We start from the raw sequence: 13,362 nt of genomic DNA, 5'->3' as shown, positions 1-13,362 counted from the left end.
TTATGTGGCTGGTGTCTGGTCGGCTGTTTCTTTAGAATCTTGGGCTGGTGAAGTTGGTTGATTTTTGCTCTCCATAATCTCCCTTAGTTTTTGTGCATCAAGATTCTTTAAACTCACGGCTTTAAGGAGCGCGAATTTTGTGTTGGCATTAAGCCTTGAGGTGAGCACGGATTTTGCAGCAGCTCTTGGCTCTGTTAAGCGTAATTCCGCATCAATGAAACAAAACTCAAATCGCAAACGATTCATCGCGCTAAAGCACTCAATTTCTTTTTGAAACACATACACGCAGGTATTTTTAGACAATGCGAGAATCTTTACCTTCAACTCGACTTCAAAATGCTCATTATCAGTAAAAATAGCGTAGTTTTTGTAAGTCTTTTCATATTGCTTGTAGTAGTTATATACCACGCTTTCATTATTCCCCATTTTGCCTTTATCAAGGCGGTCAACGTGGTGTTTGACAAAAGTCATCGCGCAAAATGGCGTATTGACATTTTGACGAAAAAAGACATTTTTAATTGATGCGGATTCCATTGCTAAATGCCACGCCTTATCATCAAGCCTCGTGCCGACCACATCAAGGGCTTCTTTTGTCTTGGTGATAAGAACTTGATACATTTTGTTAAACACCACTTCAAAGGCTTTATAATTGTCTTTAACGAAGTTTTCGCACATTGCTTTGAGTTTATCCATAAGGGCGTTAATGGTATCTGAATCTGCTTGTGTCTTTTTAATCATACCTTGCACTTCTGTCTGGCGTGCTTGTAAAACATTCACATCGCCTTTTTTTGCATCAATTTTGGATTGCAATGAGCGGATTTCCATATTACACACGCGGATTTTGTTATCAATTTGGAGTTTCTTTTCCTTAAAGGCCTCAATGGCACGCAACACGCCTTTGTAGTGATGTTGGGAATCAAGAAAGGTTTCTCTATAAATTTTATCAATGTTGATATTGACATTCACCTTAAAGGCATTGTGCGAGTATTCTAATTGTTTAATGATTTGGAGCTCCTCAGCAAAACTATCCATTGAGGCGTGCTTGTCGTTATACACCAAGTAATCAACAGCTTTTTGTAAAAACGGCTTTATGATAAGGTAATTAAGTGGCTTGTCTTGCAAATCACAAGAATCTTTGTTTTCTTGCTTAATTTTATCCAAAAAGCTAATGGCATTAAACTCATCTCTAAAGTGCTCTCTAATGGATTCTTGTGCGTCTGCGCTAAGCTCTATGCTCTCTAGCTTAGCGTAGTTGGTTTTTGTGAAGATTTCTTTGGCTATGGCTGCTTTGGCATCGGCTTCTTTTTGTTTGAGCTCCTCATCTGTATTCGTGCGCCAAAAATCAATCTCGCGCACCAGCGAACCCTCAGGGAAACTCTGGTAGCTCGAAGCCCTGCAATCCACAATGGTATAACCCCCCTCATCAGGAGTGCGAAACTCCACAAACATTCCAACAGATGGCATCATTCTTGGGTCGTGCCAGCTATTAGCTCGAAGTTCAAAGATTTTTTTGTTAATATCTGAAACCACACCATTTTTGGTTTGATTAGAATACCGCAAAATTTTCCCGTGCAAGTTTTCCTCCAAAAGTTTGAATTATAAAAAATCAAAATCGCCAAAACTGAATCAAACATAAAGGCTAATCATAACAAAAAATATGCTTTTATGGGGTAATTATGTCATATTCTCTTAATTTTTTAAAAAATCTAAACACAAATAAAGCTGAGAAGTTAAGCTTGCCTTATAAAAGGTGTGAATTTTGGCTATAATGCCAAATCTTTTACAAACTTTAAGGATAAAGCACAATGTCAAAAAAACACAAAAATAAAGATAAAATGCCCAAAGATTCAAACCCCCAAGCATTCAAACAAACAAGAATCTACCCCTATATTTTGTTTAATGTGTTTGTTGTGTTTAGTTTCTTGGCTACTTTAGCTGGTGAAAATGGTGCAGTTGGAGTGATTGGAGAGAAGATTGGCACACTTAATATTCGCATATTTGGCTATGTGGGTTATGTGTATTTGCCATTATTGCTCTACCCTGCTTATTGTTTATACAAAACGCCACATTTAACCTTTCATCAATTAGAGGTTATTGTTGCTTCTTCTCTTGGGTTTGTAAGTGTGTTGCTAGGGCAAAGTTTGCTATTTGGTGTGGGAGATTTTGGTAACATCGTGGTGGGTGTGTTGCGTGGATTTATTGGCGATTTTGGAATCTGGGTGTTCGTGTTTGGCTCATTGCTCTTGGCATTTTTTGTTGGGACACAAAGTAGCGTAGATTCCCTAATTCGAGCCCTAAATCCTTACATTAAGCCCATATTTAGCACTCTTAGCGAAATCACAAACGCGATATGTGCTGAAATAAAAGATTGCTTTATCTTGCTAGGCAGAGGGTTGAAAAAATGTGGCGCATTTTTAGGTGGGGGGTTTTTACACCTTAGCACAAAGAGCAAAGAGCAAATGCTCCAAGCATACCAAAGCTACAAAACAAACGCGCTAGAGAAAAAGCAACAAGCGCAAGCGCAAGAGGAGGAGCGCATACGGCATTTGCAAGGCATCCAAAACCTACGACTTGATAATGATGAACCACACAATCAAGCCTCCACACAACCTGCGCCATCTATGCCACAAAACGAACAATACAATGCCCCCATAGATTCCCAAATGCAACAACCACAAGAGCCAAACATTGTCCTTGAACTCGTAGAATCAAACAAAGAGCAATCAAAGCAGTTTTTAGAAGAACAAATCGCGCGATATTATAGGGATAGTGCCCCTCAAGCTGTGCCGATTCCAAAAGATGTGCAAGAAGAATCTAGTGGCATTATCATAAAAGAAATACACAACGCCACACACCAAGAGAACACAAAAGACACTAACGCCCAAACACCACAAGACATTTATAAACCAACGATTGAAGCACACCAAATCAACGCTTCTGGCGTATATCCATCATTGCAATCAAAAAGCCAAAGCGAAGTGCAAGGCATTATGGAAATTACCCAGCCACTAGATATTGCCTCACTTATCGCACCACAAGATTCCCTCGCACAGCAAGCCAGAGAAAAGCACGCAAATATGCAAAACCAAAATACACCCACACCACAAACTTCATCACCCAAGCAAGATGCTCCATTGCAACAAACAAAATCGCTGATAAAAAGTATGCAGGAATTGCCACCTATGCAAAATATCACCATTAAAAAAATAGAAGTAGGTGCGCCACCCACAGAAGAAAAACTCCCGCTTAGAGCCATAGATGGTGCGCCACCGCCACCGCCCAAAAGACCTGAGCGCGTAGCGATTAAAGAGCTCGCCGAAAACCAAAAACTGCTTAAAGACTTGGAGCGAGGTGGAAGCGTCTCTCCGCTTAATTACAAGCTTCCCACCACAAGTCTTCTCAACAAGCCAGATGGTGTGAAAAATCAAATTGATGATGGGGAAATTGACACAAAAAGCCAGATTCTCCTAGAAAAACTTAAAACCTTTAAAATCGATGGCGATGTAGTGCGATTTTACACAGGACCTATCGTTACGACTTTTGAGTTTCGTCCTGCCCCAAATGTCAAAGTCTCTCGCATTTTAAACTTAGAAGATGATTTAGCCCTCGCGCTCTCGGCTAAGTCTATTCGTATCCAAGCTCCCGTGCCGGGCAAAGATGTGGTGGGCATTGAGATTCCAAACAACAAAATCGAAACCATTTATTTGCGTGAAGTCTTAGAATCTGATTTGTTTAAATCCACTCTCTCTCCGCTCACGCTTGCTTTTGGGAAAGATATTGTAGGCAATCCTTTTGTGCAAGACTTACGCAAACTCCCACATCTACTTATTGCGGGGACGACAGGTGCGGGGAAAAGCGTGGGATTGAATGCGATGATTCTCTCACTTTTGTATAAAAACTCGCCCGATAACCTTAAACTAATGATGATTGACCCAAAACGCGTAGAATTTTCGCTATACAGCGACATTCCTCACCTCATCACACCCATTATCACCGACCCTAGAAAGGCAATCGCTGGTTTAGTAAGCGCAGTTAGCGAAATGGATAGGCGATATGAAATGATGAAAGAGTTGCGCGTGAAAGATTATGAGGGCTACAACAAACGAGTTAAAGAAGAAGGTGGGCGAGAAATGCCTTATCTTATCATAGTGATTGATGAATTAGCAGATTTAATGCAAACCGCTGGGCGCGAAGCAGAATCTCCATTAGGGAGAATCGCTCAAATGGGCAGAGCGTGTGGAATCCACCTTATCATCGCCACGCAACGTCCAAGTGTCGATGTGGTTACAGGCACGCTAAAGGGCAACCTCCCATCGCGCATAAGCTACAAAGTAGGAAGTAAGGTGGATTCTAAAGTGGTGCTTGATACCACAGGGGCGGAGAGCTTGCTTGGCAGAGGCGATATGCTCTTTAAAATTTCAGATTCTATGATACGATTGCACGCGCCACTAAGCACGGAAGAAGAGATTGAGCGCGTGGTAGATTTTATCAAGCAACAGCGCAATGTGGAATATGATGAGAATTTCTTGCTTGACAAAAAAGAAAGTGTGCTTGCTGGTAGCGATGAAAACAGCGAAGAAGATGGTGAAATTTTAGGGCAGATTAAACGCTTTATGCTAGAGAGCAATTCGACTTCTATTAGTGCCGTGCAACGAAAGTTTAGCATAGGCTACAACAAAGCGGCGAAATTTGTCGAGGAGCTTGAAAAAGAGGGGTTTTTAAGCAAGCCAAACCACAAAGGCGTGCGTGATATTTTATAATGCCCTTAGGCAAGGATAAATCTTGCCTAAGACAGGGTTACTTGCGGATTAAATACCGAATGCTTGAGCCAATTTGCTCGACTTTTAGCACTTCATAGCCGTGATTTTTCGCATCAATGGGAATGTTGTTGATACTTTGTGCGCAATCACTAATGACCTCTAAAATCTCGCCTTTTTTAAGACTTGGCAATGCTTCAAGTGTCGCAATCGCGGGATATGGACAGGGCTCTCCTTGTAAATCAAGCTGATAAGTTGGGATTATTTGATTACTCATTTTTGCCTCCTTAGTCATTTGTATCTGTCTTTTTAAAATACGACCTTTGCACTAAAAGCACAAAACCCAAAAAAAGCAATAACAACGCGTAATTTGCCACCAATCCACCATAGTTGCCAAAAGATTCTAAAAGGTTGATTTTAGGGAAATCTGTCGCCAAAGGTGCGGCATAATAATCCCAAGTAGCAGCAAGCAATGTCGCACCGATGATATTGCCAACGCCCACTACCCAATAATGTGTCTGTCCCTCAACAGCACGATACATCCAGCCACACTCACAGCCTCCAGCCACCACAATTCCAAAGCCAAAGAGCAATCCACCAATTACGGCATTTGGTCCTGCCCAAGCGGTCTTTGGCGCGACATCAAGTAAAATGTAGCTAAATACACCAATGCTTGAGACAATCATACCAAAAATAATCGCACGCGCCATCACGCCGCGTCCCGTCAAAAACAAATCTCTAAACGCAGAAGTAAAGCAAATCTGCCCGCGAGAAATCACAAAGCCAAAACCCACGCCAAATACAATCGCAAGCGCAAAAACGGAAATCTTCTTGCCCTCAGGCACTGCGCCAAATGCCATAATAGAACCAACCCAAATAGCCACCAAAAGCAATACACCAACACCCAATGCAAAAAAGAGTTGTTTTCTTTGTGGGCTTTGTGTGATGGTTTTTTGAGAATCTACCTTAACGAGCTGGACCTTTGCGCGAAATATTGGCAAAACAACCACTTTCGCACCAAAATACACACCCACCATTGAGGCGATAGTAAAAAACCACGCGTGCAAGCTAAACTGCGGAATCCCCGTAAAAAAACTCGCCAAATTACAGCCCATACCAATGCGCGCACCAAAGCCAGCTATTGCCCCACCAATAAGAGCTTGCGCAATGCGAATGTTGCTTTGAGGTAGGCGAAACTTCACATTGTTTGCCATTAGTGCCGCTGCGAGCGCACCAGCAAACATTCCTATAATCATCACGCCATCTACTCTATCTAGTGGCGTGCCTTTAAGTCCTATAATTTTGAAATATCCCCAATCGCTTGTATCAACTCCAATGAAGTTAAGGATATGTCCGCCCCAACGAGTAAATTCGCCCGTTACAGCCCAATAAGTGCCTGTGATTCCAAAATAATACGCACTCATCACGCCAAGTGCGATAACTGCGGGAACAGGCGACCAAAATTTCACCAAAAACCGCTCCCTAAATCCGTGCCAAAATGAAGAATCTCTATCCATTTCAACCACTCCAAAAACAATAAAATACAATTAGAATCTGCTCTATGCGAAGTCTATGTGAGACAAAAGAATCTAATGTAAAGCCTTAGCCTAAGGCAAGTAAATGCGATTATAACAAAAAATGGGTTAAAACACAAGCATTTCACGTTTGAGTTTATTGAGTGCATCAATTTGTGCTTTGAGCTTCTCTACTTCTGCGTCAATTTGTGCTAAAAGTGTGAGATTTAACCCTTCTGGATAATCTTTTGAGCCTCGTTTTATCATAATGTAATCCACCATCGAAATTTTTGCCATTCCTAGCAAAATATTGATGTCATCACGAATGTCCTCAATTTTTTTGAAAATTTCATCAATGCGTTCAAACATTTTGCCTCCTTAGTGGAATTTAAGATTTAATACCCGCACTTATCAGTGTATGTAAGTGTATCACGCCTTGTATTACATTTTGCTTATTTGTGATGATAAGTATTTGAATTTTGTTCTTTTCAATCATTTTTAATGCTTCAAAAGCAAGCATATCTGGGTCATTACAAGTCTTTGGATTTTTGGTAGCATAGAGCAAGGCGCGCGCCTGCATATCAAAATCCTTTTGCATTAACGCCCTACGCAAATCTCCATCGCTAAGCACGGCGAGGAGTTTGCCATCTTCTACAATAAGCGCGTTCCCAAGTCTTGCCTCACTCATTACCATAATGCACTCTTTAAGCGAAGTGTGAGAATCTATAATAGGCAGGTTGGTTGTTTGCATTAAGTCTTTGACCTTTACAAACAATCTCTTGCCTAAGCTCCCACCGGGGTGAAAAGAAGCAAAACGCTCTTGTGAAAAATTACGATAATACATAAGACACACGGCAAGCACATCGCCTAATGCAAGAGTGAGTGTCGTAGAGCTTGTAGGAGCTGTTTGGAGAGGACAGGCTTCTTTTTGCACGAAAATATCTAAAAATAACTCGCTCATTGTAGAAAGGCTAGAGTTTTTGTCTTTGCTCATTGTGATGATGGTGTTGCCAAGTCGCTTAATGTGGGGAATCAGATTTAAAAGCTCCTCACTCTCCCCGCTATAACTAATCGCGAGCACAACATCATCTTTTTGGATAACGCCCAAATCCCCGTGCATTGCCTCCACAGGGTGCATAAACATACTTGGCGTGCCCGTAGAAGAGAGTGTGGCAGCAATCTTTGCGCCAATATGCCCACTTTTACCCACGCCCGTTATGACAAGTTTTCCCCTGCTTGCGCCAATGACTTGCACAATCTTTTCTAGTTGCGCACTATTAAGGCGCGAAATAGAATCTAAAAGCGCGCTAGATTCTATTTCTAGCACAGATTTTGCGATAGCCAAATAGTCATTTTTCATTATGATGTTCCTATATCACATACGCCATTGCTTCAATAGCAGGATATTTTTTCACTTTTTTAAAGATATGCTTTCTAAAAGTTGCAATAATTTCTTGCTCCAAACCATTTGCATTAAAATGTTCTTTTTTGTAATTTTGAACAATAAGCTCTAACACCTCGCCCATTTCTTTTTCAAAGCCCTTATCCTCTTTATTCGCCACTAAGCCATAGCTTGAGATTTTAGAACTAAGAATCTTGCGCTCTTTGCTCACTTGTAGCGACACTACCACGATTCCATCATTAGCGAGCACTTGTCTATCCTCGACAATGTCAGTGTCAATTTGGCGGTTGATTTGGTTATCAATGAAGATTTTGCCATTTTTTACACTACGCACTTTGCGCATATAGTTTGGATTGACTTCGATTTGGTCGCCATCTTCCATAAGAAAGATGTTTCTCTCATCTACGCCACATTTAATCGCTGTTTCTTTGTGTCTAGCGATATGGTTGTATTCGCCGTGCACGGGGAGGAAAAACTTTGGTTTAATAAGGCGGAGCATTAACTTTTGCTCCTCTTGGGCGGCGTGCCCGCTCACGTGGATTTCACTAAAGTCTTGATACGCTACTTTTGCGCCTGATTTCATCAAAAGGTTTATTACCGCTGATACGCTCCCCTCATTGCCCGGTATGGCTTTCGCAGAGATAATCACCATATCACTTGGTTTAATCTTAATGTGGCGATGCTCGTCCGTTGCCATTCGATACAACGCACTCATTGTCTCTCCTTGAGAGCCTGTGGTAACGATGAGAATCTCCTCATCAGGATATTTTTCCACTTCGTGCGCCTCGATAAAGACATTTTGTGGAATCTTAATATATCCCAATTCCAAAGCAATCTCTAAGTTTTTTTCCATTGAACGCCCGATAACTGCAACCTTGCGGTTAAACTTTATCCCATAATTGATGGCTTGATACACGCGGTGGATATTTGAGCTAAATGTGCTCATTATCACGCGCCCTTGTGCTTGTTTGAAAAGTGCGTCAAATGTCGGTCCTACGCTAGATTCACTTGGTGTGTTGCCTGACCTATGTGAATTTGTAGAATCACTAAGCAACAACATCACGCCCTCTTCCCCATAATGCGCCAATCTATGCAAATCTGTGGGCAAGTCATCAACGGGAGTGTGGTCAATTTTAAAATCTCCCGTATGCAATATCACACCTGCTTCTGTCCTAATGGCAAGTGCGCTCGCATCAATGACAGAGTGGGTAATGTTTATCCATTCCACCTCAAACTCATCAATGACAATGGGCTTGCGCTTTTCTACGATTCTAAAAAGCGAGCGATACTTTTCTAAGCCGTGCTCATCAAACTTGCTCCCAATCATTCCAAGTGGCAATGGCGTGCCATAAAGCGGAAATTGTAATTGCTTATAGAGATAGGGGACTGCGCCAATGTGGTCTTCGTGGGCGTGCGTGATGATTACACCTTTAATTTTGTCCTTAATCGCGTGCAAATAGCTAAAATCTGGAATCAAAATATCCACTCCGTGCATATTCTCATCAGGGAAGCTCATACCCACATCAATGACAATGGCACTATTTTGTGTTTCAATGACCGTGATGTTGCCACCAATTTCACCAAGCCCACCTAGTGGTGTGATTCTCACGCTTGCCTTAGTGTTTGTGTTGATTTTTGCGTGCGCATTAAGGCTCTCTTTTTGGATTTTCAGATTCGCCTCAACGCCCTTTCTTAAATCTTTGTGTAACCCCAAATTACTTTTTTCATTTGGGTTTTTTACTTCCCTCACGCCACCTACGCTTTCATTTTCATCATCTTTGTGATGAGAAAATGGATTTTTTCCAACCCATTTGCGCCCCTCAAATTTTTCTTTATTTTTGTTATCAAATGGTTTAGTGTGAGATTTGTTGCCATTTTGTCCATCTTGTATGGAATCTTTGGCAGGTTGTTCGCTTTTAGGGCGAAATTTTTTAGTGAATTTTTGAAATCGCCCCTCTTTTGGCTGATTTTGATTGTTTTGCTCTTCCATTATAATGCTCCTTGTAATTGCTGAAATATATGGTGATATTGCTCTGTGCTCACCTCGCTTGGTCGAGCATTGAGAGGAATATTAAGAGTAGTAAAAATATGCTGGAAGTTTGCTAAACGCTCCAAATTGTTGATGAGCTTTTTTCGCGGGGCACTAAAGGCTTTGCGTAGAAATGCCTCAAAATCCACAAAATAAGATTCTCCAAATGTGTTGGGGGCAAATCTGTGTTTTTCCTCAGTAAATTTTTCTACACAAAATACGCTTGAGATTACTTTTGGACTTGGATTAAATGCCTCTTTTGGCACATCAAAAAGCAATCTCACCCTACCAAAACTTTGTATCAATACACTTAATGCGCAAAATGCCTTTTCTCCCACATCTGCACAAAATTTACGCGCTACTTCTTTTTGCGTCATTACTACAAATGCCTGACATTTTTCATCACGCAAGACACGCAAAATAATATGCGTGGCGATATAATACGGCAAGTTGGCAACAAGCATATACTCACTTTTCCAAAGCCAACCTTGAGTATCCTTACAAGCAAGCACATCTTGGTTAAGCAACAATATTTTATTATCCTTAATGCCACTGTGCGGGTTTGATACATTGGTTGGTTGCGCGTCTAGGCACTCACTGATAAAATGCCCATCGCACAACATTGGTGAAAAATTTTTAGCAAACAAAGAACATAAATCCTTATCGACTTCATACGCCACTAAAGGACCTAATTTTACTAACTCTTTACTCAAATCACCCAAGCCAATCCCAATCTCCACCATCTGTGCAGAGGATTTGGGAATCGCTTCAATGATTCTTTGAATATAAGACATATCGTGCAAAAAGTTTTGTCCAAAATGCTTTTTTGCTCTATACTTCGACACAATCTACCCAAAGACCTTAAGAAAATAGATTTGCCACGCATTATAGCAAAATTTATGTAAATGTAAATTGTTCTTGCAAATTTACACAACAAAATGTGCCAAATGTGGCATAATTGTCAAAGCAAAATATGTTCTCAATTATAAAGAACAAGTCGGTTTTGACTTTAAATTTCTAAAAAGTGCTGAAAGGATAACTATGGGCTTTGCAAAACGCATTATTCCCTGCCTTGATGTCAAAGATGGGCGCGTAGTAAAGGGGGTAAATTTCATAGGACTAAAAGATGCTGGCGACCCAATAGAAATAGCAAAGAGATACAATGATGAGGGTGCAGATGAGCTTGTATTTTTAGACATAACGGCGAGTGTGGAAAATCGTGGCGCGATTTTGGAAGTGGTAAAAAAAGTCGCAAAAGAAGTTTTTATCCCTTTTAGTGTGGGTGGCGGTGTGCGAAATTTAGATGATATTTACGCGCTTTTAAACGCGGGGTGTGATAAAGTAAGCATTAACTCTGCTGCGATTAAAAATCCCAATTTGATAGAGGAGGGTGCGAAGCGATTTGGCTCGCAATGTATGGTGGTGGCTATTGATTACAAAAAAATCGCGCCACAATCGTGGAGTGTCTTTATCAATGGTGGGAGAATTGATACAGGCAAAGACTTGCCACAATGGTGCAAAGAAGTATATGAACGCGGGGCTGGAGAAATCCTACTCACAAGTATGGATAACGATGGAATGAAAAATGGTTATGATACAGAGGGATTACAATGTGTAAGTAAAATGGTGCAGATTCCAATAATAGCAAGTGGTGGTGCGGGGAAAATGCAAGATTTTGTAGAAGTTTTTAATGCGGGGGCGGACGCGGCATTGGCTGCAAGTATTTTTCACTATAATGAAATCGCAATCGCTGATTTGAAAACATATTTGGCGGATAATAGAGTGCCGATTCGGTTATGAATCTAATGAGATTTTGGAGTGAATTTTGGAAATTTGTGGCAATTTTAAACTGCGAATCTAAAAAAGGACAAAAATGTTTATCTGTGCTAGGGGTGAAAATTTTAATTTTGCCAAAGATATTGGCGTGGGCTTGGTAGAATCTGCTATCGAGCTAACGGCGATTATTTTGCGCGAGAATCCCAAATTTTTGATTTTCATCGGTAGTGCGGGAGCGTATAGCAGGGACATAAAATTGCTAGATATTTTTGTAAGCAACTCCGCCACGCAAATCGAATCGTCTTTCAGCAAGGGTGAATCTTACACGCCGTTAGAGAACAAAATCGAAATGGTTTCATATGAAACATTGGGCAAATCTAAAAATTTGGGCGCGAATCTAGCCACGATTTTGGATTCACGCCCACGCGCGATTGTCAATAGTAGCAACTACATTTGCACGGACGAATCTTTCGCACACAAAATGACAAATGCAGGGATTTTGCTAGAAAATATGGAGTTTTTTGCCATTCTAAAAGTCGCGGATTATTTTAAGATTCCCGCACTTGGAATCTTTTGCATTACAAATCACTGCGACAAAGATGCGCATAAAAATTTCATCGCACTTCACAAAGATGCGCATAAAAAATTATCAATGTTTGCACTTGAAGTAGCAAGTGATTTGGTGGGGGGTATATGATACACTCGCAAAAAAATATCTTTAATTATACGCTTGATGAGCTAAAAACCATACTCAATCCACCCTTTCGCGCCAAACAAATATACAAGTGGCTATATGTGGATTATGTCAGCGATTTTTCACAAATGTCTAATCTCCCAAAAACGATGAGAAAGGATTTAGACAAAGAATTTTGTGTGCGCAATCTAAAGATTGTAAAGATTCAAAAAAGCACCGATGGAAGCAAAAAATATCTCTTTGAAACAAAAGACGGACACACTTTTGAATCTGTGCTATTGCAAATGAAAGAAAAATGCTATGACGAAAATGGAGGAATGAGCGCGAGCGAAAAATGGACTATTTGTGTTTCTTCACAAATTGGATGCAAAATTGGATGCGCATTTTGTCTCACGGCAAAGGGTGGTTTTGAGCGAAATTTAGAATCTGGAGAGATTGTGGAGCAAGTTGTGGCAATCAAACGCGACAATGACATTCCCCCACAAAAACGCGTAAATATCGTATATATGGGAATGGGAGAACCTTTAGACAATCTAGATTCTGTCGCGCAAGCCATTAGAATCCTTAGCGAACTTGATGGGCTTAGCATTTCGCCACGCAGACAGACGATTTCTACAAGTGGCATTGCACCAAAAATTAAAAAACTAGGACAGCTTAATCTTGGCGTGCAACTTGCGATTTCTCTACACGCTGTCGATGATACATTGCGTAGTCGGCTAATGCCAATCAACAAGGCATACAATATCGCTCAAGTGCTCGAGGAAGTGCGTGCTTTCCCCATAGATTTGCGTAAAAGGGTAATGTTTGAATACTTGATGATTAAAGATGTGAATGATAGCCTCATTGAAGCAAAAAAACTTCTCGCTCTGCTTGACAAAATCCCAGCCAAAGTCAATGTAATTTTGTTTAATCCACACACAGGAAGTGAATTTGCGCGTCCAAGCACACAAAAAGCACAGGAGTTTGCCGACTTTTTGACACAAAGGGGTTTGCTCTGCACCATTAGAGAATCAAAAGGGCTTGATATAGACGCAGCGTGTGGACAGCTACGAGAAAAAATGTTAGCAAAATCTACACAAAACAACGCAACGGAATCTAACGATATGCAAATGCCATTGACATTAAACGCAAAACAAACAAAAGATTCTCACAATAATAATGTTTCATATGAAACATTATTATCATAAAAA

At 40.8% G+C, this 13,362-nt stretch carries 11 protein-coding genes; 4 read left to right on the top strand and 7 right to left on the bottom strand.

The window, feature by feature from the left end; all coding sequences use genetic code 11:
• On the bottom strand, positions 1 to 1,560 hold the full coding sequence (locus ACWIUJ_RS08730) for a hypothetical protein (protein WP_454150187.1): 1,560 nt from the start codon (positions 1,558 to 1,560) through the stop codon (positions 1 to 3).
• Between the two features lie 245 nt (positions 1,561 to 1,805).
• On the opposite strand from ACWIUJ_RS08730, the gene ACWIUJ_RS08725 reads away from it, so the two are divergent.
• Positions 1,806 to 4,760, top strand: coding sequence for a DNA translocase FtsK (locus ACWIUJ_RS08725; protein WP_454170325.1), 2,955 nt, complete (start codon positions 1,806 to 1,808; stop codon positions 4,758 to 4,760).
• A gap of 37 nt (positions 4,761 to 4,797) precedes the next feature.
• Here the strand turns inward: ACWIUJ_RS08725 and yedF are convergent, their stop codons facing one another.
• The 6 genes from yedF to rsmA form a co-directional block, all read right to left on the bottom strand.
• The gene (gene yedF, locus ACWIUJ_RS08720; RefSeq protein WP_454150191.1) at positions 4,798 to 5,034 is read right to left on the bottom strand and encodes a sulfurtransferase-like selenium metabolism protein YedF; all 237 of its coding nucleotides are present in this window, start codon (positions 5,032 to 5,034) and stop codon (positions 4,798 to 4,800) included.
• 10 nt (positions 5,035 to 5,044) lie between these two features.
• A complete protein-coding gene (gene yedE, locus ACWIUJ_RS08715; protein ID WP_454170324.1) occupies positions 5,045 to 6,274 on the bottom strand; it encodes a selenium metabolism membrane protein YedE/FdhT in 1,230 nt (409 codons plus the stop codon).
• 126 nt (positions 6,275 to 6,400) lie between these two features.
• Positions 6,401 to 6,640: a DUF2443 family protein gene (locus ACWIUJ_RS08710; protein WP_454150195.1), complete on the bottom strand. Its 240-nt coding sequence runs from the start codon at positions 6,638 to 6,640 to the stop codon at positions 6,401 to 6,403.
• A gap of 19 nt (positions 6,641 to 6,659) precedes the next feature.
• Positions 6,660 to 7,631, bottom strand: a complete 972-nt coding sequence (locus ACWIUJ_RS08705) for a KpsF/GutQ family sugar-phosphate isomerase (protein ID WP_454170322.1) — start codon at positions 7,629 to 7,631, stop codon at positions 6,660 to 6,662.
• 10 nt (positions 7,632 to 7,641) lie between these two features.
• Positions 7,642 to 9,663, bottom strand: coding sequence for a ribonuclease J (locus ACWIUJ_RS08700; protein WP_454170320.1), 2,022 nt, complete (start codon positions 9,661 to 9,663; stop codon positions 7,642 to 7,644).
• A complete protein-coding gene (gene rsmA, locus ACWIUJ_RS08695) occupies positions 9,663 to 10,547 on the bottom strand; it encodes a 16S rRNA (adenine(1518)-N(6)/adenine(1519)-N(6))-dimethyltransferase RsmA (protein WP_454170318.1) in 885 nt (294 codons plus the stop codon). The genes ACWIUJ_RS08700 and rsmA overlap by 1 nt, the downstream gene beginning before the upstream one ends.
• Positions 10,548 to 10,743: 196 nt before the next feature.
• On the opposite strand from rsmA, the gene hisF reads away from it, so the two are divergent.
• The 3 genes from hisF (at position 10,744) to rlmN (ending at position 13,359) form a co-directional block, all read left to right on the top strand.
• A complete protein-coding gene (hisF, locus tag ACWIUJ_RS08690) occupies positions 10,744 to 11,502 on the top strand; it encodes an imidazole glycerol phosphate synthase subunit HisF (protein WP_454170316.1) in 759 nt (252 codons plus the stop codon).
• Between the two features lie 73 nt (positions 11,503 to 11,575).
• Positions 11,576 to 12,175 (top strand): 5'-methylthioadenosine/S-adenosylhomocysteine nucleosidase family protein, encoded by a 600-nt coding sequence (locus ACWIUJ_RS08685; protein ID WP_454170314.1) that lies wholly within the window; start codon positions 11,576 to 11,578, stop codon positions 12,173 to 12,175.
• Positions 12,172 to 13,359: a 23S rRNA (adenine(2503)-C(2))-methyltransferase RlmN gene (gene rlmN / locus ACWIUJ_RS08680; protein WP_454170312.1), complete on the top strand. Its 1,188-nt coding sequence runs from the start codon at positions 12,172 to 12,174 to the stop codon at positions 13,357 to 13,359. Before ACWIUJ_RS08685 ends, rlmN begins: the two co-directional genes overlap by 4 nt.
• The last annotated feature ends 3 nt before the right edge of the window (positions 13,360 to 13,362 follow it).

The organism is Helicobacter sp. 23-1046 (assembly GCF_053654635.1).
The sequence above is the reverse complement of the archived record's forward strand: the minus strand, read 5'-3'. Positions and strand labels throughout refer to the sequence as shown.